This is a genomic window from Cernens ardua, assembly GCF_051251085.1.
GTDB lineage: Bacteria > Pseudomonadota > Gammaproteobacteria > Pseudomonadales > Halomonadaceae > Cernens > Cernens ardua.
The window spans coordinates 924,609-950,891 of record NZ_JBPCZH010000001.1; the positions used below are offsets into that span (position 1 = coordinate 924,609).

General features: G+C 48.2%; 16 protein-coding genes. 9 read left to right on the plus strand and 7 right to left on the minus strand.

The features are described 5' to 3' along the window. Positions 1-129 precede the first annotated feature (129 nt). Together guaA and guaB are read right to left on the minus strand one after the other, a co-directional pair. Positions 130-1,704, minus strand: coding sequence for a glutamine-hydrolyzing GMP synthase (gene guaA / locus LMG33818_RS03970; RefSeq protein WP_442322048.1), 1,575 nt, complete (start codon positions 1,702-1,704; stop codon positions 130-132). Positions 1,705-1,761: 57 nt separating this feature from the next. After that, complete coding sequence (gene guaB, locus LMG33818_RS03975) at positions 1,762-3,228, minus strand: IMP dehydrogenase (RefSeq protein WP_442322049.1); 1,467 nt, start codon at positions 3,226-3,228, stop codon at positions 1,762-1,764. Positions 3,229-3,790: 562 nt separating this feature from the next. On the opposite strand from guaB, the gene xseA reads away from it, so the two are divergent. Continuing rightward, positions 3,791-5,254 (plus strand): exodeoxyribonuclease VII large subunit, encoded by a 1,464-nt coding sequence (gene xseA / locus LMG33818_RS03980; protein WP_442322050.1) that lies wholly within the window; start codon positions 3,791-3,793, stop codon positions 5,252-5,254. Positions 5,255-5,376: 122 nt separating this feature from the next. Here the strand turns inward: xseA and LMG33818_RS03985 are convergent, their stop codons facing one another. The 3 genes from LMG33818_RS03985 to argA all read right to left on the minus strand — a co-directional run bounded on the left by LMG33818_RS03985 (position 5,377) and on the right by argA (position 9,100). Then, on the minus strand, positions 5,377-5,940 hold the full coding sequence (locus LMG33818_RS03985; protein WP_442322051.1) for a hypothetical protein: 564 nt from the start codon (positions 5,938-5,940) through the stop codon (positions 5,377-5,379). A 255-nt stretch (positions 5,941-6,195) separates the two neighbouring features. Next, on the minus strand, positions 6,196-7,689 hold the full coding sequence (locus LMG33818_RS03990; protein WP_442322052.1) for a HAMP domain-containing sensor histidine kinase: 1,494 nt from the start codon (positions 7,687-7,689) through the stop codon (positions 6,196-6,198). Positions 7,690-7,756: 67 nt separating this feature from the next. Continuing rightward, entirely contained in the window at positions 7,757-9,100 is a 1,344-nt protein-coding gene (gene argA, locus LMG33818_RS03995; protein WP_442322053.1) for an amino-acid N-acetyltransferase, read from the minus strand. Between the two features lie 519 nt (positions 9,101-9,619). On the opposite strand from argA, the gene LMG33818_RS04000 reads away from it, so the two are divergent. Further along, positions 9,620-10,528 carry a CYTH domain-containing protein gene (locus tag LMG33818_RS04000; RefSeq protein WP_442322054.1) on the plus strand — a complete coding sequence of 303 codons (909 nt, stop codon included), beginning with the start codon at positions 9,620-9,622 and terminating at the stop codon, positions 10,526-10,528. A 296-nt stretch (positions 10,529-10,824) separates the two neighbouring features. Here LMG33818_RS04000 and LMG33818_RS04005 read toward each other — a convergent pair whose 3' ends face one another. Beyond that, positions 10,825-11,445 (minus strand): L-threonylcarbamoyladenylate synthase, encoded by a 621-nt coding sequence (locus tag LMG33818_RS04005; RefSeq protein WP_442322055.1) that lies wholly within the window; start codon positions 11,443-11,445, stop codon positions 10,825-10,827. Between the two features lie 35 nt (positions 11,446-11,480). Further along, on the minus strand, positions 11,481-12,446 hold the full coding sequence (locus tag LMG33818_RS04010) for a PHP domain-containing protein (RefSeq protein WP_442322056.1): 966 nt from the start codon (positions 12,444-12,446) through the stop codon (positions 11,481-11,483). A 336-nt stretch (positions 12,447-12,782) separates the two neighbouring features. Here LMG33818_RS04010 and LMG33818_RS04015 point away from each other — a divergent pair, with 336 nt between their 5' ends. From LMG33818_RS04015 to LMG33818_RS04045, 7 genes are all read left to right on the plus strand, one after another. Continuing rightward, the gene (locus tag LMG33818_RS04015) at positions 12,783-13,340 is read left to right on the plus strand and encodes a septation protein A (protein WP_442322057.1); all 558 of its coding nucleotides are present in this window, start codon (positions 12,783-12,785) and stop codon (positions 13,338-13,340) included. 56 nt (positions 13,341-13,396) lie between these two features. Next, the gene (locus LMG33818_RS04020; RefSeq protein WP_442322058.1) at positions 13,397-13,696 is read left to right on the plus strand and encodes a YciI family protein; all 300 of its coding nucleotides are present in this window, start codon (positions 13,397-13,399) and stop codon (positions 13,694-13,696) included. Positions 13,697-14,114: 418 nt separating this feature from the next. Next, the gene (gene mnmC1, locus LMG33818_RS04025; protein ID WP_442322059.1) at positions 14,115-16,271 is read left to right on the plus strand and encodes an FAD-dependent 5-carboxymethylaminomethyl-2-thiouridine(34) oxidoreductase MnmC1; all 2,157 of its coding nucleotides are present in this window, start codon (positions 14,115-14,117) and stop codon (positions 16,269-16,271) included. Between the two features lie 195 nt (positions 16,272-16,466). After that, positions 16,467-18,566: a S9 family peptidase gene (locus LMG33818_RS04030; protein ID WP_442322060.1), complete on the plus strand. Its 2,100-nt coding sequence runs from the start codon at positions 16,467-16,469 to the stop codon at positions 18,564-18,566. A gap of 340 nt (positions 18,567-18,906) precedes the next feature. Next, positions 18,907-20,625, plus strand: coding sequence for a ShlB/FhaC/HecB family hemolysin secretion/activation protein (locus tag LMG33818_RS04035; RefSeq protein ID WP_442322061.1), 1,719 nt, complete (start codon positions 18,907-18,909; stop codon positions 20,623-20,625). Positions 20,626-20,676: 51 nt separating this feature from the next. Further along, the gene (locus LMG33818_RS04040) at positions 20,677-25,836 is read left to right on the plus strand and encodes a two-partner secretion domain-containing protein (protein WP_442322062.1); all 5,160 of its coding nucleotides are present in this window, start codon (positions 20,677-20,679) and stop codon (positions 25,834-25,836) included. Next, a complete protein-coding gene (locus tag LMG33818_RS04045; protein WP_442322063.1) occupies positions 25,833-26,138 on the plus strand; it encodes a hypothetical protein in 306 nt (101 codons plus the stop codon). The genes LMG33818_RS04040 and LMG33818_RS04045 overlap by 4 nt, the downstream gene beginning before the upstream one ends. The last annotated feature ends 145 nt before the right edge of the window (positions 26,139-26,283 follow it).

The following is a 26,283-nucleotide window of genomic DNA, read 5'->3' on the forward strand; positions in this document are numbered from 1 at the left end:
CCCTAGTTCTGGCACTGATATTTTCTTTGCACAGAAAGCTTTCTGCATATCATAAAAAATACCACTGACAATGGACGCTCCATCATCAATGGTATTTTATTTAATCATTCAACAAACCGTGATAACCCCTCACTCCCACTCAATCGTGGCAGGCGGTTTACTACTCACGTCATACGCCACTCGTGAAATCCCGCTAATCTCATTGATAATGCGATTGGAGACTTTTTCCAGCAGCTCATAGGGCAAATGCGCCCAACGTGCGGTCATGAAGTCGATGGTCTCGACGGCACGCAGTGATACTACCCACTCGTAACGACGACCATCCCCGACGACACCGACGGATTTCACCGGCAGGAAGACGACAAACGCCTGACTGGTTTTCTCGTACCATCCGGAGTTACGCAGTTCTTCAATAAAGATAGCGTCGGCTTCACGCAGGATGTCGGCATACTCTTTCTTCACTTCGCCTAGAATTCGTACGCCAAGGCCCGGTCCCGGGAAGGGGTGGCGGTAAACCATGTCGTGAGGCAGGCCGAGTTCGACACCAATTTTGCGGACTTCATCCTTGAACAGTTCACGCAGTGGCTCAACCAGCTGCATTTTCATGTCTTCAGGCAGGCCGCCCACGTTATGGTGGGATTTGATGACGTGGGCCTTACCGGTTTTGGTGGCGGCAGATTCCACTACATCGGGGTAGATAGTGCCCTGCGCGAGGAACTCAACATCCGTCAGTTTTTCGGCTTCCGCATCAAAAACGTCGATAAAGGTATTACCGATAATTTTTCGTTTCTCTTCAGGGTCGTTAACGCCCTTCAGTTTGCCCAGGAAGAGATCTTCGGCATCTGCACGGATGACTTTAACGCCCATGTGATCGGCGAAGGTTTTCATCACCTGATCACCTTCGTTCTTGCGCAGAAGGCCATTATCGACGAAGACGCATGTCAGCTGGTCGCCAATCGCCTGATGCAGGAGTGCGGCAACGACGGAAGAATCAACACCCCCTGAGAGGCCCAGCAGGACTTTGCGATCACCGACCTGTTCGCGTACGCGGGCGATCTGGTCGTCGATGATGCGGGCAGGTGTCCATAACTGGGCACAGTCACAAATGCCGACCACGAAGCGTTCAATGATCTTCTTGCCTGAAAGGGAGTGTGTTACTTCGGGGTGGAACTGGACGCCGTAGAATTTTTTCTCTTCCCATGCCATGGCCGCGATCGGGCAGCTGGGGGTAGAGGCAGTCACGGTAAATTCTGCGGGTGCACGGGCGACCTTATCGCCGTGGCTCATCCAGACGTCAAGGCGTGGGCGCCCTTCTTCATCCGAATGGTCATTGATGCCATGCAACAGGCCATCGTGGTGAGTAACTTCGATCTGAGCATAACCATATTCGCTCTTGTTGGAGCCCTGCGCTTCACCGCCCAGCTGTTGGGCCATGGTCTGCAAGCCATAGCAGATGCCGAAGACGGGGACACCCAGTTCGAACACACTTTCAGGTGCGCGGGGGGAACCCAGATCCGTGACGGATTCAGGGCCACCGGAGAGGATAACGCCCTTCGGTCCAAAGGCACGGATATCCTCTTCGGTCATGTCGAAGGGGTGAATTTCGCAGTAAACACCAATTTCACGCACACGGCGGGCAATCAGCTGGGTGTACTGGGAGCCAAAATCCAGAATCAGGATCTTGTCGGAATGAATGTCGGTCATGTCAGCGTCCGTTCAATGATAAAAGAGATGTCCAATGGGGCGCGAAACCCGCAGCGCTTAGGCGCCGCGGTAGTTGGGTGCTTCCTTGGTGATCTGTACGTCGTGAACATGGGACTCGGCGAAGCCAGCCGCACTGATTTTGACGAACTCGGGTTTGGTACGCATATCTTCGATGGAAGCGCTACCGGTATACCCCATGGAAGCACGCAGTCCACCCATCAACTGGTGAACGATGGCTGTCATGGCACCTTTGTAAGGAACACGCCCTTCGATACCTTCTGGCACCAGTTTTTCAACGCCCGCATTTTTGTCCTGGAAGTAACGGTCGGAAGAGCCCTGACTCTGGGACATGGCGCCCATGGAGCCCATACCACGATAGGCTTTGTAAGTACGCCCCTGATAGAGCTCGACTTCACCGGGTGCTTCTTCGGTACCGGCCAGCAGGCCTCCGACCATGACGCAGTGAGCCCCTGCCACAATCGCTTTGGCGATATCACCGGAGAAACGGATGCCACCATCGGCAATCAACGGAATACCGTAAGGTTTGACAGCTTCGGCAACGTCAGCCACCGCAGTAATCTGTGGAACACCCACCCCTGCCACGATACGTGTGGTACAGATCGAGCCCGGGCCGATACCGACTTTAACACCGTCTGCGCCCGCTTCAGCCAGCGCTTTGGCGGCGGCGGCGGTCGCAATGTTTCCACCGATGACCTGGACTTGCGGGAAGTGTTCTTTCACCCAGCTCACGCGATCAAGTACGCCCTGTGAATGACCGTGTGCCGTATCAACGACCAGTACGTCAACGCCTGCTTCGACCAGTGCCTTGACGCGGTCTTCGGTATCCGCGCCGGTACCAACAGCTGCACCGACCAGCAGGCTGCCATTATCGTCCTTGGCTGCATTCGGGTAGGTACGTGCCTTTTCAAGGTCACGAACGGTGACCAGCCCGACGAGGCGATCGCCGTTCACCACAAGAATCTTCTCGATACGATTCGCTTGCAGTTTGCTTTTGATAACATCGAGAGAGGTGCCCTCTTCGACGGTGACCAAACGATCACGCGTTGTCATGATGGCGGCTACGTCATCGCCCTCTTCCGGCAGGAAGCGCATGTCACGACCAGTGACGATCCCGACCAGTTTCTCACCGTCAATCACAGGGAAGCCGGAGTAGCCATATTCATCAGCCATGGCCAGCAGTTCTTTCAGCTTCAAAGAAGGAGAAACCGTGACGGGGTCTTTGACGATAACGCTTTCATGCTTCTTCACTTTGCGCACTTCTGCGGCCTGCTGAGCCACGGTCATGTTCTTGTGAATGATACCCAGCCCGCCTTCCTGCGCCATGGCAATTGCCAGGCGACCTTCAGTCACGGTATCCATGGCAGAAGAGAGCAGCGGGATATTCAACGCAATACCACGGGTTACGTGCGTTTTAAGGCTGACATTCTTGGGCAGAACGTTGGAATAACCGGGTACGAGTAATACGTCGTCAAACGTAAGAGCTTCCTGGGCTATACGTAACATGATAGAGGTCCAATGCTAGTGGTTAAAATTCAGTGTCTGTAAAACGGCTGGGTGATCAGCGGCGGTGGAGAACCGTGGGGCCATCGCTGCCACTGATAACCAAAAATTCGGGGGGCTAATGCAGCGAGCCGGTCAGCTTTCAAGGCGCGTAGTGGCGCAAGGAAAGTGACCGGCTCGTGGTGACCCATGACCACACGCCCCGAAGGGAGGCGCGGCACCTCTGGGTGCCTGCTCAGGCCCCGCACGCCTTCCCCCCGAGCCTTGCCGGGCAATGGGAAGCATGTATAAGTGGCCTGAGTCGTCATGGGCATATTCAATATAAAAGTTAATGGCGTATTATAACGAAACAGGCAGGGTTTCTCAATCGTTGGGCAGAGGATTATAAGTCCTTTGGTCTATTTATCAGTGCGCAGCCCCTACTTCCAGGTGATCGAATAATTTAGGGCTTATACACCTGTACCAGTAGCGTGCCATACGGCATACTTCGCTGTAAGATGAAGCAGGATGACTCGTTGCCAAAATTGAGTCCTCTTTCAGCCACACTTAAAGGCTTTATTTTCCCATGCCCTCCTTCCTTGACCGCTTCCGTGATCCTGCGCTGACAGAGGCCTCTGCTACCGAGGACGCCGATGCCATTACTGTCAGCACGCTCAACCAGCGTGCCAGGATGCTTCTGGAAGGGGAATTCAAACGGTTATGGATTGAAGGGGAAATTTCCTCACTCTCTCAGCCCCGTTCCGGGCACTCCTATTTCACCTTGAAGGATGACAAGGCGCAGGTGCGCTGTGCGTTCTTTCGCCAACATGCTCACAAGGTCAGTGCTCCCTTGCGTGAAGGTCAGCAAGTCCGCGTTCATGCACAGGTATCCCTTTTCGAGCCACGGGGTGATTATCAGCTGATCGTCGAAGCAATCAAGGAAGCCGGTCGCGGCGCGCTATTGGCAGCTTTGGAACAATTGAAGGAGAAGCTGGCAAGCGAGGGTATATTCGCTCATCAAAGGGATATTCCCTACCCTCCGCACCAGCTGGCGGTGATTACCTCCCCGACGGGGGCCGCGTTTCAGGACATCCTGAGCGTGGTCAATGCTCGCTGGCCATGGCTCTCGATCACGCTGATTCCAGTCCAGGTTCAGGGCACTCAGGCCGCCGAGCAGATGGTTAAGGCGCTGGCACTAGCCAATCGTGTGGGGCGATACGATGCCATATTAATCACGCGTGGCGGGGGGAGTTTCGAGGACCTATGGTGTTTCAATGATGAACAATTGGCCCGCGCGATACATGCTTCTGCCATTCCGGTGATCTCGGCGGTTGGACATGAAACCGATACCACCATCGCTGATTTTGCTGCGGATTCACGTGCGCCAACGCCCTCGGCTGCAGCAGAGCGATTAACACCGGATCGGCGTGATTATCGCCGCCGCCTGGCTCAACTCGCCCACCGGTTGCTGAATGCTCAGCGGGCAAAGCTGGATCGCTATCAGCAACAGGTCGATTACCTGACCGCCCGCCTTCGCCATCCAAAGCATCAGTTGGAACAGCAACGCCTGAGGCTGGATTCTCTCGCACTAAGGCTTCACCGTGCGCAGGAAAGGCGTTTGCAACAGGAACGCCGCAGGGTTGATCAATGGTCGCAGCGGTTAACACGGCAATCCCCTCTTCGCCTGTTGCGTGCTCAGCAGGAAACGCTAACACAGTTATATCATCGATTGATGAATACGCCTGAAGCGATTCTTTTACGTGAGCGAAGAATATTGACTCAACTGGATGAAAGGTTGAAACGTGCTGAAGATGTCTCGTTGAAAGCGGCTTCCACACGGTTAGGCAATCTGATTCAACGGTTGGATATTGCCAGCCCTCTTTCAACCCTGAAACGCGGTTATGCGGTACTCGAAAACGAACACCATCATATCATTCGCAAGGCCGAAGAGGTCGAGGTTGGGGAGTATGTCACTGCACGGTTGGGAAGCGGAAAGCTCAGATTGACCGTTCTAGACAAGAAAGTAGATATCGATAAAGAGAACCACTGATCCCCTTCATCATGAGTCAGGTACACAAGTCACTATTGAATATTGAAACCGAACCCATGACAAACCGATACCACGCTTACCTGTACCAATAAAAGGTAAGCTATTTTTCCTTTCCTTTGCAGTTATTGGGTACGATGTCTATCCATCGAGGCCTCAATATTCGCCATTTCAGACAGCTTGTGTTTCAACTCTTCATTACTCTGTTGAAGTGCTGAAATTTGTGCTGCCTGTGACTGTCGGTTTGAGCTCAGGGAGTATCGAGCGTTGTTGAGCTGAGTATTGATATCAACACGCTCATTCACATCGTGGTGTAGTAGCTTTACCAATGGCGTCAGCGCATCAGGTACGTCATCTTCTACATGACGGTACAATTGGTTGGCATCTACAAGTTGGCGATGTTGTGGTGCCCAGCTCAACGCAACTGCCCGCACCAGCTGCGCGCGCACGCTGTTGTCGCTCATGTGTGACAACACGACACTACGCCAGTGATCATCCGCTTGTTGTGATTGGCGCGCAAAATTCACCCAACTGGGTAGTAAACACTGATTTTCATTTAGAGTGGGAACACCACGAGATTCACAGCCACTTCCCCCCGAAAACATGGTCTGACAACCGCCAAGAAAAACAGCGCTGGCCGCAATAACGGCGACTGAAGTACAGGATTTGAGATATTGATGTAAAAACATGAGCAATCTCTTGATAATAAATGCTGTGCGTTTGATGTGAGTGTTGATGAGCAATCCAGAACTGAACAATAAAAGGGGTGCTCAGCGGACATTGCTTCGTGTTTCATCCAAACTCAACCGGCCGTTTTTAGGACCTATCAGTATTTGAATGTGCGAACAACATGGGGCGACTTTGCTCAACATTTTGTTCGAAAAACAGTTTTTAAAACCAACTGCAAGGGAAAGCCGCCATAAACACAAGGCTGTGGATAAGCTCTACCCTGCTTTCTCTTCCAGGTTGCCTTGTGAAGTCGCCTGTTCGCCCAGCTCTGCCTTGGGCAATGTCAGCCGGAAACAGACGTCTTCTTCTGCCTCCTCGACCAATTCCAAAGTACCACCCTGAATCTGAGCACACTCTGCCGCCACCGAAAGCCCGATACCAGACCCTTTCAATGGCCCTTTACGGGTAGAATTCCCCTGATAGAAAGGTTCAAACAGGTGCTCACCATCTTCCTTGGCAATGGGCTCACCGCTATTGGCCACTTCCAGATGAAGCGAATGTTCATCTGTCCAGACACGCACCCACAATATGCCCTGATCATCGCCATATGCCACGACGTTGGAGATCAGATTGTCGATGACACGAGTTGTACGGATACGGTCAGCCTGCCAATACACCGGCCGACGCGGGACTTCCAGTTTTTGCCGTTTACCCTCAAGGGCCAGCCGATGCTTGTTTATAATTTCGTGAACCAATGTTACTACATCGAAACGGGTTATCGTAAGCATTTGGTTTTGTTGGACACGATTGTAATCCAGCAATTGCTCGATCATGATCTGAAGTTCAGCACTACTGTTATCGATCAGAATGATGATTTCGCGCTGGCGCTCCGTCAGTTCGCCTACAATCCCTTCTTCCAACAGCCCTGCCCCTTCACGAATCGCTGCCAGGGGTGTTTTCAATTCATGCGACATATGGCGTAAAAACTGGCGTTTTTGTGCTTCCAGTTCATCCAGACGATCGCCCAACCAATCCAGACGGTGCCCCAAGTGCGAGAATTCGGCAGGGCCCTTGATTTCCCCCCGGTCAGTACGACGATTGGTGCCAAGGGAGAGAATACGAGACTCAAGCTGCTGAATCGGGCGGGTTATGCGCCAAGTGAAAAAGATGATGGCGGCCAACGTCAGTGACAGGGTGATCGCCAGTAAAATCCACAGCGCTGAGTAGGTCATCTGCGCACGCAGGCGCATGTTCTGAAGGTGCGTATCGACTTGGGTATTGGTCAGTATTTCCAACTCATACAATTGGTTGTTGATAGCGGGAAACAGTGATAACACGGACTGAACATTGGTCGGCGTTTGGGCAAAATCCTGCATTTGCCTGATCGCATTTTCGATATCCTCTTGATGATCAAACGTATGGATATGCTTCATTTGCTCTGTATAGATGCTGTTGAACTGAACCACGCGATCACGGTAGGTCTGCAAAAGGCTGGTATTCTGTACTACAGCATATTGCCGAATGATACGTTCAATTTCGTACCCCATATTGACCAGTGTACGGGCACGGCGGGTATCGTTGACAGACTGACGCGCCGTCATTTCACCATGGGAAGAGAGCATGGAGATGTCGTGCCCTGCCCTATAGATCAGTACAAGGATTGGCAAAATAGCCACAAGAAAGCCGAGTAGTACCAAACGTAACAAGGAACGGCTGGGGGCATTACTGTTGGTTTTGCGGGTGCTTTGCGCACGCGAGGTGTTACTCATCAGGTTCTCCTCAAATACGAAAAGCGTTGCCCTGCCAGAAGGGATGCGTAAATAGTCGTTTCGTGAATCATGATGACGGTGACAAATGCTTCAAGAGAATCTTGGAATTTCGCTCAACATTGTAGTTGGCGAAACGCCGCGGGGGTAAATCATCCACGTTACCCTCGGCAAAACCATGCTCAAGAAACCAGTGGCTGGTATGGGTCGTCAATGCAAAAAGGGCTGTGATGCCCCGCTGGCGCGCCTCTTCTTCCACCGAGCCAAGCAGACGCTCCCCCAGGGTGCTACCACGATAATCGGGGTGTACCACCAGGCAGGCCAATTCCCCTTTGGCTTCTGCATCATAAGGATGCAGGGCGGCACACCCAATCGTCATACCATCCTTGACGATCACCCGATAATCATGGATTTGCTCTTCGAGGCGTTCACGTGAGCGGTGAATCAAAATCCCCTTCTCTTCCAATGGACGCATTAATTCCAGCAAACCGGCCACATCAGACAAACGTGCGCCTCGGAGCTGCTCATAACGCTCACTACTGATCATCGTGCCCACACCGTCACGGGTGAACAATTCATTCAACAGGGCATTTCTGTCATGCCAGCTCAACAGGTGAGTTCGTGCCACGCCTTGTTGTGCAGCGGAGCAGGCAGCGGCCAAATGGCGTGCTAACTCAGGGCTAGTGATTTCCTGCGGAGGAATCTGCTCGGCATCGCGCGGACCCAATTCACGAATCAAATGCCCTTCCGGTGTTTTCAAGCCTTCATCACGCCCAAGCAGGATCAGTTTTTCGGCTTTTAGCTGAACAGCAACGCTACAAGCGACATCGGCCGGATCAATATAGAAAAGCTCGCCTGTACTTGAATGTCCCAAGGGGGGGATCAGCACCACCATGTTTTGGTCGAGCAACTGCTTAATGGCCTGCGTACGTACCCCTCGCACTTCGCCCACGTGGGAAAAATCAATTCCGTTACGAATCCCGAACGGTTTTGCCATCACCAGGTTGCCACTGATGGTAACGATATCAAGCCCATGCATGGGCGTATTGGGCAGCCCAACAGAGAAACGCGACTCCAACACCGTCCGCATATGATTGGCTTCGGCTTCAAGAAGTTTCATGGCCTCCCCATCCACCACAGCATGTTGGATACGGCGATCAATTGCCTCCCGAGCGTCAGCATCCCTGCTGTTATGACAGAGCGCCTGCTGAAATTCGGCTTCACGTACACCATAAACCAGCACGGGCCTCACCCCTAACGTGTGGAGCAAGGCGATATCCTGAACCAGAAGATCGATACCACCGCCATGCAGGGCATCGCCTTCTATCAGCACAACAAAGGTTTTGTCACGATGCTTGTCGATATAAGGAGCACTACCCCTAAACCAGGCAGCAAAGTCGAACGATTCTTCCACGAATAAGGCTCTTTTACATAGAGGATGAACGGACTTCAGGAGGACACCTGATGGATGACACCATCAGCAGTCATACCTGAGTGCTTCATGTGATGCTCTACCCTATTAACAGGGGGGCTCACCCGGAATGCCGCAATACTGGATCATCTTACATGAACACTGGCAAAGTGAATATATATCCCATGCAGGCGTATCGTCAGCTCGCTATTTATGCCACCCAAAACTCACTAGACATTCACAATACCAACGGTTTATCTGTTCCGGGCATTCGTTATACTGCAAAAACTCACCACGCCGAATTTATTATGAAACGTTAATACCCGCGTTTTCACAAAAATTTTCACAGCAAATCTTTAGAGCAAAACTTCACACCATCATACCGGACATGAGGCTCGTCGCGTTAAAGGGTCGGATCGACTGGCCCTCTGCCAATCGCTATTCAATAGCTTCTATAATAGGCCCCATTCTGTATATCGTTGAAAATTCCACACAAGGCAGCTGCTCAAAGGAGCCAGAACCATGACAAGCCCCCATACGAATGCAACAAATGAAGAGATCGAGCTAAAACTGGCGCTTGGGGAAGACGCGGCTGAACAATTGGCTCATAGCTCTTTATTGGCATCCGCCACATTGAAACGTATGACGCTGGGAAACCGTTACTTCGATACACCTGATTCAGCCTTACGCAATCACAAACTGGCCCTCAGGCTACGTAAAGGTGAATACGACAGTTTTACTCAGACGCTGAAAAGCGCCGGCAGAAGCACAGGGGGGCTTAGCCAACGAGGTGAGTGGCAATGGGCAACAACAAAGGATGTGCTGAATCTTGATGTGCTAAAAGCCTTGGCGGAAAGTGAGGGCAATGAGCAACCCGCGCTTCAAATACTCTCTGACTCAACAGTACTTGAACAGCTCGAACCTGTGTTTATTACCGATTTCAAACGACTCGCCTATACTCTGGAGTGGAAAGGCGCGCTTGTCGAATTAGCCATTGATCAGGGGACTATTTCCGTGGGCGATACCCATCGCGCTATCAATGAAGTCGAGCTGGAATTGAAAAAGGGCGAACCCGACATTTTATGGTCATTGGCTGAAGAGATCACCCATCAGGTAGCCGCACGCCCTGCCAATGCAAGCAAGGCCAGCCGTGCTGCCGCCCTGATGAAACCATTACCATTACCGGAAAGCCTTCCCACCGATGTCAATGCACTATTTGCTGCCGCAATCGCCGGATTGGATACCGCGCAGGATAGCGCCCAACCGGAACCCGCACTTGCATTTGCCAAAGCTGCATTTGAAGCACTCGGCAAGAACAAACATTATGCAGAAGCCGAATGGTTGGCCAGTCAACTGGCGGTAACCGATTGGCAGTTAAAGCAGCCTTTCGGTGAAAAGATGATGTCATTGGCTCGACGTTTGGCCTCCTGAAGCCCCTGCCGGATACCTAACGAACAATCCTTGAAACAGGCTGTGTTCGAGCTGAGCCATACCCATGGTACCCGATGCTCAAAAGCCTGGGATGTCAGATTTCCAGCCATTTGGGCGCCATGGCCTGGCCCTGGTCACTGTCCTCTGGCTCATAAACACGGGCGAACAATAACCAGCGCTCATGCCTCTCCCCTGATACCCGGGGAGAGGGATAGCCTCCGTGATTGGCAGGCTGTCTATTACTGGCCTGTATTTCCACATAACTGTGTTTACAGATAACTGCTGCAAACCCGCCTTTATTCAAAGGGAGTGGTATCACCCTTTCCTTTACGCAGAATTTCCGGCGGTAACTCACGTAGATCCACCACGGTAGTCGGATCAAACGAGCAGGCACCACCATCGATGACGATATCGATCTGATGCCCAAAGCGTTCTTCAATATCTTCGGCATCTGTCATGGGGAGTTCTTCACCCGGGGGAATAAGAGTCACACTCATCAAGGGCATACCCAGTGTGGCAATCAAGTCGCGTACGATGGGCGTTTCAGGGATACGCACACCGATAGAGCGGCGCTTGGGATGTAACAGGAGGCGTGGTACTTCGCTGGTCGCCTCCAATATAAAGGTATAAGCTCCCGGAGTATGTGCCTTGAGGAGTCGGAACACCGCATTATCCACTTTCGCGTAGGTACTGATCTCCGAAAGGTCTGCACATACCAGCGTGAAGTTGTGTTTATCATCCAATTGACGCAGCTGCTTGATACGATCAATCGCTTTTTTCTCTCCCAATGAACAACCGAGCGCGTATCCCGAATCCGTTGGGAAGGCAATGACAGCGCCTTTTCGTACCTGATCAACCACCTGATCAATCAAACGAGGCTGCGGATTCTTGGGGTGGATCTGAACGTATTGGCTCATAACGGTTTCCTCAAGCTGTTAAAGTTCATTCGTGATCAAATGCCTTTCCCTTCAAAGGTAGTCGTATGCGCTTCGAACCACGGTGCAAGCAGAGGGTGCGTCCATACAGGCGGTACCGCTACCTCAGGTATCGGGCTATAGCGCCCCGGCGCAAAAGGCCCCTGAAAGCGATGGAAGTCACTGCCAAAGGAGGCATAAAGCTGACGCTCATGAAGCTGGCGTGCCAGATCACGAATCTTGTCACTGTTTTCAAACCCGCTCACCAGTTCAGCTGCCTGACCGCCGGCCGCCACAAAATCATCCAGCAATAGCCCGCGGCGGCGGCGCGTTAGCCCATAACGCAGAGGGTGTGCCAGTACTGCAATGCCACCACTTTCAACAATCCACTGCACCACCTGCTGCAAGCTCGGCCACAAGGTTTTGATATCCCCCACTTTACCGGCGCCCAGATAGCGTTTGAACGCCTCTTTATGATCGGGCACCAAACCTGCCTCAACCATGGCCTGCGCAAAGTGGGGACGCCCAACAGCACTTCGCCCACCTGCCAGAGCACGTGCCTTTTCGAGGGCATCGGGCAACCCCTTTTTCTCCAGGCGCTGGGCAATTTTTTCTGCGCGAGCTTCGCGTGCTGACTGTAAAATCGTGAACGCATGAGCCATGACAGAGGAAGGCGCCAATGCGGCAGACTCCCCCTGAGGCAATAATGCCACTACATGAATACCCATGTTCCCCCACTGGGAGGAGATTTCAGCCCCGGCCAGTAAAGCTACCCCTTGCTGTTCCGCCTCCTGGCGGGCTTCCGGTATGCCGTCGAGCGTATCGTGATCCGTCAACGCCACCCAACGTACCTGATGCTCTGCGCAGTAGCGTACAAGGGCTGCAGGCGCCAGCAAGCCATCCGATGCCGTACTGTGCATATGCAGATCCAGTGCCGGCATAGCGGGCCCTATAGTAGAAGGTAAGGGAGGAAGAGGTGTTATAAGGCTAGCGGAATCAGTCATCACATCAACTTTGTTGGGGAAAAGTCGCTCTTTCATAGTATCCAGTATACAGAAAGGCGTGGGGTCAGGATAAAGAGAACCTTAATCTGCATTCTGTTGTCTCACACACGAGCAGCACTTGGGGTAAAATGTTACCCTTTCGAGGCACTTCGTTCAGGCATTTTATCAATCGCGCATAGGGTCTTGACGACAAACCTTGCAAAATTCATTGAATAAAAGCACGAACACAGCCTTTACAGAATATACGCTGGGCCGCCACGCCCATGCCCCTGACCATACCAGACGCTACCTTATCATTTGTTTTAATGCGCGAGGGCGCAAGGAGAATCTCTCAGAATGAAATTGTTGGTTGATTTCCTCCCAATCATTGTCTTTTTCATCGTCTATCAATTCACCAAGAATCTGATAGTGGCTACGGCGGTGCTGATCCCTGTTACCTTGCTACAAGTACTCTTTACCTGGTGGTGGCAGCGGCGTGTAGAAAAGATGAGTCTTGTCACGCTGGGGTTAGTCATCGTGTTGGGTGGGCTGACCGTCATTTTCCATGATGGCAATTTTATCAAATGGAAGCCCACGGTAGTGAACTGGTTGTTTGCACTCGCCTTTTTAATCGCGCCCCTGTGGAATCGGGGAGAACACGGTGGCAAGACCATTGTGCAGCGAATGATGGAAAAGAGTGTCACCCTTCCTCAAGCAGTCTGGACACGTCTGAACATGGCCTGGGTGCTGTTTTTTGTCATTCTGGGCATCGTCAATATTCTTGTCTTTACCTTCTTTAGCGTAAATGTGTGGGTAAACTTTAAACTATTCGGCATGCTTGGCCTTACTTTTCTTTTTATTATTGGCCAGGGTATCTATATCGCGCGGCATGCTCCCAATAATAGTGGAAGCTGAGGCTGAACGCTTCAGTCCGTTGCTGCCATAACCCATCCATTCAAGAGGACATCACTGTGTATTACGCCATTGTAAGTCAAGACAAAAAAGATACGCTCAAACAACGCCTCGAAACACGTCCAAAACATTTGGCACGTCTTGAAAAACTGAAAGAGGAAGGGCGTTTGATTGCGGCTGGACCTAATCCTGCCATTGACAGCACTACGCCCGGCGATGCCGGCTTTACTGGAAGCACGGTAATCGCCGAGTTTGATTCCCTCGAAGATGCTCAGAAATGGGCCGATGCTGATCCCTACAATGATGCGGGGGTCTATGCATCTACCAGCGTAAAACCCTTTATTCTTGCATTGCCTTAACTAGTGGTCAGTATGGATTCGGATGCCTTCTTTAGCCGGTAGTCATCCCGGAGAAAATCCGTCATGAGAGGCATACCAGGTGTGTACACATGCTTTTGATCAGGTGTTTGTACACACCTTTTGCTTTATGCACATTAGTTGTGGATAACCTTGTGAAAGCATCACGGAATAACTCTCCTGAGCAGGCAGTGGTGGTTGGCTCGCAGAAAGTGTTTATTTTTTAGACATTCATTTTCAACATGCCCCCTCGAAACCAACCACGATGCCCTCACTGTGTAGCTGCCATTCTTTCTTCTTCGCGCGATATTCTATTCTTTCGAGTATCAATCTCTTACAATTCCATCCAGCCAAGTCCTTTGAGGATCATGTGCCAACGCGAACTTCGCTCCTTTGAATCCAATCCGGTGTCAGTATCTCCATGACTCACTCTTCCCTTCCCCTTGCCCCGTTGGAAACGCTCGAAAACGCGAATCTGCGTTGGCAGGAAGGTTCACCCGAAGCCATCGATTTTGATGACGTCTACTTTTCCCGCGAGGATGGTCGTCGTGAAACGGAACATGTGTTCATTCATCATAATCATCTGGATGAGCGGTTTGCCGCGTGGAATGAACAACGTCCTTTCGTGATAGCAGAAACTGGTTTTGGTTCCGGATTAAATGCACTTTGCGCATGGGAAACCTTCCAACAGCAGGCACCCACCAATGCGCGGCTGCATTTCGTCTCGGTGGAACGTTTTCCAATGACAGCAGAAGACCTTCAACGTGCCCTTGATGCCTGGCCCGAATATGCAGAAGTGGCACAACAGCTGGTTGCCCAATGGCCGCCCGCGGTGGTGGGCGTTCATCGATTAACATTAAATGAGCGTTTTACACTGGATCTCTATTTTGGTGAAGCCAGTGAGCGTTTCTCTCAAATGGATGGGCGAGTTGATGCATGGTTTCTGGATGGTTTCGCCCCTGCCAAAAACCCTGACATGTGGCAGGGCACCCTCTTTCAGGCAATGGCGCGACTGAGTCAACCACAGGCCACTTTCGCAACCTTCACGGCGGCGGGCATCGTCAAACGGGGGCTCAAAAGCGCTGGATTCGAAGTCGAGAAGGTAAAGGGTTATGGCCGAAAGCGGGAAATGCTGAGAGGCTACATTTCTCACCCCACTGAAGACTCGCGCAGGCAAAAAACGCCCTGGTTCGATGATACTCCCGGCCCAGCACAATGCCCCCAAAATATTGCCATTATGGGGGCCGGAATTGCAGGGTGCAGTACCGCGCATGCACTGGTACAGCGAGGGCATCACGTCACCTTATTCGATCCCAAGGGGATTGCACATGAAGCATCTGGCAATCACCAGGCAGCGCTTTATATCAAACTGGCGGTCAAACCTAACCTGCAAAGTCGCTTCTATTTGTCAGGCTTGCTCTATGTAAATCGCCTGTTACACCGTTTGGCACCGCACGCCACATGGTGGCAAGCCTGTGGAACGCTTGATATCGCCACAAATGACCAGCAGGCAGAGCGCCAGCAACGCTTTCTCAGACAGTCATTGCCCGATGCCATTGTCATGGGTGTCAGCGCGAAGGAAGCATCACGAATTGCCAATACGGATCTCTCCCATATCCGGCAGGCACTTTTTTATCCACTGGGCGGATGGCTGTCACCACGTGCTTTTTGTAAGCGACTGCTGTCTGCACCCTCTCCCACCCATGATTTTGCAAGGCAGGACACCATTTCATCGATAGAAGACGCCTTGTCCAGTAATGATGTGCACCTGCATCCAAACATCACGTTTCAGCAGCACGCGATCACAGGGCTTACCCGCGGAGAAGATGAATGGGTACTCACACTGGATAACCAGCAGACCATGAGGTTCGATCAAGTCGTCGTTTGCACTGCGTATGCCGCGACGCAGGTCGAACAAATGAATCACTTGCCTCTACAACCCATTCGCGGGCAGGTCACCGAGCTGCCGTTGGATAGGGAAAAAAAGGGAAATACTGAAAAGGCAATAGAGGGGCAAACCTCAGCAAGCTTACCTGCACTGAAAAGTGTAATTTGCGGGAAAGGATACCTTCCTCCAGCGTATCAACACAGGCTAATATTTGGCGCTACATTCACGCCCAATTGCACCGATATAACCCCATGTAGCAAAGATACTGAATACAATATCCAGACGATCAACCAGGCAGTACCGGTATTGTGTGAAGCATTGGATATTACAAAAAGGCCACTGACAGATTTTGACAACCGCGTCAGCCTTCGCACCGCAAGTCCTGATAAATCACCGTTTGCAGGCGCAGCACCTGACAAGGAGCGCTGGGAAGAGCTTTACGCAGTGCTAGCCAAGGATGCCACGCGCATTCCATCTGAAAAGGGGCCGCGGCTCCCAGGCCTGTGGATCAATGTTGCCCATGGCTCCAGAGGGATGGTCAGCGCGCCCTTGTGCGGGGAACTGATTGCCTCCCGCATTAACGGAGAACCGAGCCCAATGGAACTGGCACTGGTCGATCATCTGGATCCCGGCAGGCGCATTATTCGAGACATCATTACGCGTGAGCAAAACGCACGAAACCCCGTATAAGACCGTCTTTGCCTTCATCGGCATAATCTTCATGACTCACTATCAGAGGGCTTACCATTGGGCTACACTGACTACGTGGTCATTTACCTTTAACACATCAGATTGCTGACCCATTAACAGGGTGAGGCTCACACCCATTTATTGCAGTATAAAAAACACAATATTTTCACCCTTCATTCAAAGGATACGGCTGAAATGGCTGATATAACGCCTCCTGATGCAGTGCGTCATTCCCATACCGTCACCGCCCCTTTCGGGGCAGAACGCAATGATCCTTACTACTGGATGCGTGATGATGAACGTAAAAACCCGGATGTCATCGACTATCTGAACGCCGAAAATCATTATGCCGATGAAGTTCTTGCTCCACTGGCCAGCTTCAAAAAGACCTTGTATGACGAAATTGTAGGTCGTATCCAACCGGACGACACCAGCGTCCCCACACTTCGAAATGGCTACTGGTATTACAACCGCGTCATCAATGGCAAGGACTATCCAATCGTCGCTCGGCGCAAAGCCACCGATGATGTCGATGCCCTGACGGTTATGTGGGCGAACAATGCCGGCGATTTCTCGTCAGAAGAGGTACTGCTGGATCTTAACAAGCGCGCCGAAGGGAAGGATTTTTACAGAGCTGGAAGCCTCGTCGTTAGCCCGGATACCAGGCTACTGGCCTGGACCGAAGATGACGTAGGCCGTAACCAGTTCCATATTCATATCAAAGAGATCGCTTCAGGGAAAGAGTGGTCCGAAGAGATTACTGGGGTATCCAGCAATGTGGTCTGGGCAAACGATAACAACACCCTGCTCTATATAGAAAACGATCCCAATACCCTGCTAACAACACGGGTGAAAAAGCATGAACTAGGGACCGAGGCCACAAACGATATTCTTCTGTATGAAGAGGGGGACCACAGCTACTACCTCCATTTGTCCCGTACCCGTGACGACCGTTTCATTACGTTGGTGAGCCACAGTACGGATACCATCGATGTCAAGGCCACCTCAGCAGATACGCCCGAAGCGTTTAATTCCCTGACACCACGGGAACGCGGTTTGCGCTATTTTGCCGACCATTTCGATGGTAAATGGTTTATCACTACAAATGCGAATGATGCTGAAAACTTCAAGTTGATGACCGCCGCTACAAATAGCCGCTCTCGCAAACAGTGGGAGACACTTATCCCTTATGACCCTGAAATCAAAATAGAAAATATTGAATTGTTCGATCAGGCGCTGGTGATTTCGGAACGCTCCAAGGCCCTCGAACGCATCCGGATTATTCTCAAGGATGGGCAACAGTATTACGTACCGACTCAGGAGGCTGTCTATTCCATGTGGCCTTCCGGCAATTCGGAAGCGCACACCGACTGGTTGAGATACAACTATACCTCACTCACCTCACCTAATACCGTTTACGAAATCAACTTCAAAACAAAAGAACAAAGAAAACTGAAACAGCAGAGTGTCACCGGTTACCATCCTGAGGAATATTTAACTGAGCGCGTATGGGTAGACGCACGGGATGGTACGTCTGTTCCTGTCTCACTGGTCTATAGAAAGGATCTTGAGAAAAACGGCAGCGCCCCACTCTATCAATACGCCTATGGAAGCTATGGCGCCTCCATGGACCCAACGTTTGGCGCCAGTATTGTCAGCCTGCTCGACCGTGGCGTCGTCTTCGCCATAGCCCATGTTCGAGGTGGCGAGGAGCTTGGCCGCCACTGGTATGATCAGGGGCGTTTGCTTAACAAACAAAATACCTTCAATGATTTTGTTGATGTGACGCGAGCCTTGGTCCAACAAGGATACGCAGATCCCAAACGCGTGGCTGCCATGGGCGGAAGTGCGGGCGGCCTGCTAATGGGCGCGATTGCCAATCAGGCACCGGAAGACTATCGCGTTATCGAAGCCCATGTTCCTTTTGTCGATGTGGTCACCACTATGTTGGACCCCAGTATTCCACTCACGACCAATGAATATGATGAATGGGGAAACCCCGAGATAGAGACGTTCTACGACTACATCCTCAGCTACTCACCTTACGATAACGTAAAACCTCAAATGTACCCTGCCATGTACATCACCACAGGCCTATGGGATTCACAGGTACAATATTGGGAACCGATGAAATGGGTCGCGCGCCTGCGTGATGAAAACACAGGAGATCACCCTATTGTCTTCCGTGTGAATATGGAAGCCGGCCATGGCGGAAAGTCTGGGCGATACAAGCGGTATGAAGAACAGGCAGAGTCCTATGCGTTTGTGTTGGATCAATTGGGGGTAAATCAGTAATTCGATTTTATTCTATGAAGCATCACTCGGCTTATTTTGCTGAAGTGGTGCTTTTTATTAGGGATCTGTCCCATTGAACGTATCTTGCATAGACCCTGGCTGCCTGTAGCAAGAATTGACGAGCACTACATAATCTATTGGTTAAAATCCAAAAACAACTCGTGCAACACCCAATTAATTGAATACGATTGATATCGTAATATTATAAAGTAATACGCCCCTTCCATTTTTTTACATACTTCGTGCACATTAAATACCATTTTTATGCATAAAGTACTGCGCCTTGATTTTATCTAACAGACCATATCATATTACCACTAATCCACTTGAATAATAGTGGATGGCGGTAGCGTGGAAAAATGTAACCCTAGCTCACATAACATTCATGAAATTAAAAAGATCGTTCACTTTATTGTTCTTAGTTCTATACAATGCTATTCCAGCATATGGACAAACCTTACTAAATAATATTAATCAACAGTGGATTCAACAAAGACAAAAGACAATTTTACAAAACTCTGAACAACAACGAAAATCATTAGCGTCCTCAACATTATCAACTCCCCATGTCCTTTCTGTCCTAGATAATACCAACTCTCCCTGTGAAAAAATATCGACATTCAACTGGAATGATACTGCAGGAATAGATAGTGGTAACAGATGGCATCAACGATGGGAGAAAAACTATATAAATAGATGCCTCACTATTGGTGATATGCAACAGCTAGCAAATAAGGCAACGAATGATCTTATTATTCAAGGCTTCGTAACCTCTCGTGTAGTTTTACCTCCACAACAGGTTAAAAACGGTATATTAACACTTGATGTTGATGCCGGATACATAGAAAAAATAATGCTGGATGGACATATTAGCTCTGGTCTTAAAATGCTATTTCCTGGTAGTAAAGGAAACGTACTAAATTTAAGGAAAATTGAACAAGGCCTAGACCAGATTAATCGCCTACCCTCAGAACAAGTAACGATCAATATAGAACCAGGAACACGGCCAGGATATTCAATCATTGACCTTAAAAGAACATCAAGAAAGATACCTATCGAAGTCGAACTAGATACAGATAACAAGGGACAAAAGAGTACTGGTGTTAATGAGGGAAACATTAACTTAATCTGGGACTCTCCATTAGGTATCTTTGACCAATGGAATGTGGGTGCTGGTAGTGACTTGGAATTTAAGTCCAAAGCACATAATCGATATATCAGTGCTGGCGTTTCGATTCCTTACGGGGCATGGACCTTTGGACTAGAGATGAATAATAGTAATTCATTGGAATCCATTGATGAATATGACCATTCCTGGCCATATAGTGAAAAAAACTACTCTCAACAATTTTATATTCATAAATTATTATTTAGAGATAAATATCAAAAATTAACTTTTACAGACTCACTACAACATATACTCACTGATACAGAACTAGCCCACCAAAAATTAACAGTAAGCAGCCCTAACCTACTGCTAAATACTGTCGGCATTGACTACTCAACAACGATTAAAAATGGGTATCTAACATTAGACCCGTCAATAACTCAGGGGATAAGTGGATTAGGAATATCAAAACCATCAAATAATCAATTGCCAAGCAACCACCCTCTTATTTGGACCCTATCGGCCAGCTACTACTATCCAATAGAAGAAAATTTGGATTATACAACCTCATTAACAGCTCAAACAACTGCAAAACGTTTATACAATATCCAGCAATTATCTGTTGGCGGTGATTATTCTGTTAGAGGTTATATAAATCAGTATTTATCTGGCAATCGAGGTGGATATTGGCGCAATCAATTAGACTGGATTCCTTCTTTCATACCGAATTATATAGGTCAGCCTGTAATCACTGCAGCCCTAGATGGCGGATGGATCGATTCTCAAAAAAATCAAGTTATGGGCGGAGGTATACTTGGTACTTCTATCTCAGTTTCTTTGGATAATAAGTATGCAAGCCAATCGATCACTATTGGATTCCCGATAGCGTACCCCTCTACTCTGCACCCCAGTCATTTAATTTCGTACTGGCAAATAAATTTCACAATTTAGCTCAATTAAACAAACCATTAAACTAACTACATATTATTACTAGAGAAAAAGATGGCACAGGGATATATTTGGCGTAGACTTATGGGGACCATCCTCATTATAACAATGACCTCGCAATATACTGAAGCTGCATGGGGAGCAGCTATTACACCTATAAATAGTAATACTTCTGTTCGTGTTGAAAATGGTCATACAATCGTCAATATTGCAACACCTAATAAGCAGGGTATTTCCCATAACACCTACCAACAATTCAATATAGATTCAAATGGAATTGTTCTTAACAATCTTAAGAATTCAGGTAATTCAGCGCTCGCAGGGAATATTGCTAAAAATCCAAACTTAAGGCATGGGGCAGCTCATTTAATTATAAATGAAGTGAGTAGCAATACCCCTACTCAACTCGACGGTCAAGTTGATATAGCGGGACAGAAGGCAGCTTTATTAATAGCGAATCCCAACGGAATTACCTGTAATGGATGTAAATTTACCAATACCCCTGGAGTAACATTAACAACAGGTCAGCCTTCATATGACAACCAAGGGGCTCTCGCTGCTCTGGATGTCCATCGCGGCACTATTGTTATCGGTCCAAATGGACTTCAAGGAACCTACAAATCACGTGACGGATCCTCTCCAAATTACATCGAACTAATCTCTCATGTAGCTCAGATAGAGGGACACCTGAGTGCCCATCAACTCAATGTCACACTAGGCCATAACCATCTGGATTATGGTACGGGAACAATAACCGATTTAGGTAGCGAAAAAGGGTATAAACCTCCTTCTGTAGCACTTGATAGTACAGCGATAGGTGGAATGTATGCAGACCGTATAAGATTGATAGCGACAGAAAATGGCGTGGGTGTCAATACAGGAAACTTAAGTTCCGCTCAAGATGATATCACTATTGAAAGCGCTGGCCCTGTTCAAGCAGGAAATATGACATCCAATCAGGATATCAATATCCGAGCGCCCTCTATTAACATTCCCACAAGTAGTACACTACAGTCCAACAATGATGCGACCCTGATATCACAGTCTTTAAACAATAATGGGGTACTGAAATCCAAGGGGGACATCCGCCTTTTAGCTGACAATGTCAATAATAATGGCAATAATGCCCTCATTCAGGCTCAGCATAATCTAACTATTCAAAAGGATGGTACAGGTGATAAAAGTACCAGTGTTACCAATCAATCGGGCATCATTCGAAGTATAGCTGGCGATGTAGTAATTAGAACAAGTTCTCTTAATAACAAGCGACAGACACTTAGAATCTCGTCCCAACGTGTAGTCCCCCATTCACATAATGTGAATAAACAGGTTGGAATAATAAGTTTTGTTAATAGTCATGGCGAAGTTGTTCATCAAGAGCCTTTAGATGGTGTAGTAAATGTTGGAGGCAACTGGTTTGGTCAGGTCGATATGGCTAGCCATCCTGTTTTCAATACAGCCAGGAATCAGGATGTCGTCGTTCAGCAAACAAATCCCGCACAAATTTCAGCGGGCAATAGTGCATATATCAATGCAACCAATCTTGACAACGACGCGAGTATTATCACAGCCAACAATAACCTCTATTTAGCAGGCGAAAATCTTACCAATAATTCATGGAAACTAGGGCAAGAAAATACCTACACCATGGCGGCAGGGACAACATCAGTTCCCAACAAAACCCTCATTCATTATCAGAACCATCCGACATATGTTCCCTGGCACACAATAGGACAATATCAGACCTGGACTCAAACAGGCGTGTTACCAGCTACAATTCATGCAGGTAATCAACTCGCCATGGATTTTGGTGACTCAATCCACTTGCAGGAACGCGAAGCCCTTCCAGGTGGAGAAGTACATCTTCCAGCACCCTCAACCTCAGTTTCTGCCAACTCCATACTGCTGCATAGTGGCTATGTTCATATCACCACCGGGATGAATGCCTCAAATGCCACCAATATCATCTCAACAGGTCCTGTAGATATCAATGCCGCAAATATTCATTCGGGGCAGGCCTTATGGATTAGCGGCGATCGATGGGTGTCAGTCAATCAAAGCGATCTTTCAAGTAATCAAATTGATATTTTGAGTCGTAATGACAATTTGACACTCTCAAGTGCTGATAACATGTTTGATGATACTCAGGAATCATCAATGCCTGAAATAAGCGCACCAGCTGGGCTGACTCTTCAGGCAGGAAAAAGTATTTTTTTCAAGGATATGGGAGCAACACATGTAGGTAGTCTTTCCATGATCGCTGGAGATGATATCAATATCACCTCTGACAACGATTATTTGAAAAAGTGGGCGGGTGCCCCCGGGTTAACCCACCCAAATCGCCAGAATCTTTTCAATGAACGTTATTCAAATGCTGATGCAATAAGTACTGATCATGATCTCAGCTTGACAGCAGGCGATAATCTTAATTTCACACATGCAAATCTCAATGCACAAGGAACTCTGAATTTAAATGCCGGACAAGATATTTCCCTACCTGTTTATCAGCCAGATCCGGCCTTCTCGTCATATTTCAATATCACACGCACGCCAGAAGAAATTAGTACACTCTATGGCCGTGATGGGGTGAATATTGATGCAGGTCGAAATCTAAGTTTACCTGCAAGCAATATCAATTCATCCAGTAACCTAAATCTTATTGCCGGACGGAATGAGACCCTTGGCAGTCTGGTATATAGAACACAAAGTCCTGATGGCTCCTATGATGACCACGTTCTGACAACTCATCTGCACTCGGTAGGAGATACCACACTGTCAGCCAATGGATCGATTCATATTCATGGTGGGCAGCTTATTTCAGATGGTAGCACTCATATTTCAAGTGGTGCTGATACGTCACTGTTTAGTGTCGTTGCACATAATTATCATGTCATTCCCAAAGGTTATACGAAAGGTACCAACCAAAATATTGTATTTATTAGGGCAAAAAATGATGTAGACATAACATCATTGGGAAGCCTTTTATTTCAGGCGAGTAAAATAATTTCAACAGGTGGCAATCTTAATGCTGCAGCCCAGGGTGGGTTTCTTTTTGCTCAGGCCCAGGAAGATACCAGTCACTATCAGGTAAAGAAAAAGAAGAAAATACTGGGAGGAGTACTTGGACATAAGCACTACGAACATACTCATGATGACATTGTAAATCATGTTGCTATTTTCAAGGCTAATCAAAATATAACTTTACTTAGTAAAGATGATAGTACCTACCAGGCAAGCAAAATTAGTGCAGGTAAAAATGCACAGCTCATCAGCCAACAAGGGAAAATAAACTTTGAGGCAGTGAAAAATACGGATTTTGACCAAACAATCTCATCAACATCCGGCCTCTATATCAAAAGCACCAACAAAGGCTATCAGAACCAGACCTGGGAACTTCCACATATAAGTACAGGAGGACAGCTGACCATTGATGCTGCTCAAGGTATAACTGCCGACATCAAGCAAAAAGATGGTCAAACCCTTGATCAGGCAGTCAATGCACTGGCTACCACGCCAGGACTTGGATGGCTAAAAGACCTTAATCATCGCAATGATGTTCAGTGGGATAAAGTCCAGGATGCCTACACTAGCTGGAACCACACCCACACAAGTCTTAATCCTGTAGTTAGTACAGTACTAGCTATTGCCGTCGCAGCTGCAACATCTACGACAACATTGGGTGCCGGCTTAAGCTTCGGGCTTAAAGGGGTAACAGGGGCAGCTCTATCTGGCGCAGGTATGGCAGGGATGTCTGCGTTAACCTCCGAAGCGGCGGTCGATATAGTCAGCAATAAAGGTAACCTTTCCAAAACATTCCAGCAGCTTGGGAGCAGCAGTTCCGTTAAATCGATCATTTCTGCCATGGCGATTAATGGTTCACTATCGGCACTGGATAATACGCTTTTCAATCAGGCTCCTACGCCCGGCTCCGCGACACGTCCCATGCTGAGTAATTGGGATAATGCAACCGAACGGGTTGCCGGCGAATCCTTTGTAGAGGCCAGCATTAACCATACAATTTATGGTGGTAGTTACAAGAACGAGCTGGTTAATACTCTATTGGGCAATATCGGCAGCCAGGTACAGGCTGAGGGCGCCAATATTATTGGAGATAATGGGCAGGTCTTCGGAGCAGATGGATCTGCTCAACGAGCTATATCACATGCAGTACTAGCGGGGATGAGCGCCGAAATTGGCGAAGGTAATGTCAAAGGAGCTGTAGCAGGGAGTCTTTCAGCAGAACTAGCAACTATCTCAATGGGTGATAATGTCATTGCAGCCCAAGATTGGGAACAAAAATCTAACGAAGAAGCTGAACTTGTAAAAGCATTAGGAGGGACTGCTGGAGCAGTTTTTACTAACTCCTCAAGCGGAGCAAACAGTGGGGCTACAGCAGCGGAAAATACTTTCAGGTACAACTATTTAAGTCACCATCAGAAAGAATTAGAGAATCAAGAGTTAGCTCAAGCAAAAACTTTAGAAGAAAAAGCATCAGTTGAGATACAGTGGGGACTTACAAGTCAAACACAAAATGGTGCTATGGCTGCTGGTGTTATCGCTGGTGTTCCTACAGATTTTGTAGATTTCGAATTAAACATACTAAATACAGTATCTGATCCAGAACAGTTATTTTCTAGCCTAGTAAATATCATCCAAAATGATAGGTGGATAGTCTTTGGCGATGCCATTAAACAAGAATATCTGCAGAGAATAGATAATTTACGAAACAACTATGAACATGCAGGCATTCAAGGAGCTTATAATACTGGACTCGAAACAGGAAAGCTATTAACTGATATTGCTCTTACGGGAGCAGATGGTGCCGGATTATTGAAATTTGCAACCAATTCATCAATTAAAGCGATAAGAATATTATCAATAGAAAACCAAAATTACACCCCCTCCTTATGGACAAGCTGGGCTCATTATCCGAAGGTAATAATAGATAATAAAACTTATGCAAAAATAGGAAACTTATTATATACACGCCATGCTGTTGATAGAATGCAACCATCAGGATTGGGCACTCCTGCAGGATCAGATAAAGTGGGACTTAGCATATCTCCTAATCTAATTGAATCCATATTGAACAATGGGAATAAAAGGATTAGCATGCAAAAAAATGAATCAAGGTATATATATACATCGGACAACCTAGGTGTAGTAACAGATAAATCATCAAAAGTTATTATAACTATCAGGAGATTTAAATGAATAACAAACTCATATACCAAAGCTCTGTTGACGAAATCAAGAATGCCTGCAAAAGATTTTTATCTAAAGAAATAGACGGACATCACCTACAATTTATATTGTCAAATTCAGCGCATTCCATAGTTGCAATCGAAGAAGCAGATATTCGTGAAAAAGTATTAGGATATGATGGCGATATTGAAGAAATTTATCTTTTTGACAATGGGGAAGAAGAGTATAAATCGGCAGCAATTCTTGTTAACGAGTTACTCACCTGGATAGAAGAAAGAGAAAAAGCAGGTAACACTTATGGTTCCGAATAACAGGAACGAAAGAATTGCTTGATCCATCAATATCTATAAAACAGCAACTTGGTAGTGGAATACCAATCTCTATAATAAGATTTCCGGGAATCCTTAAATGAAAAGACAAGAAATAGGTAATATATTAAAAAAAGAAGGCTGGACA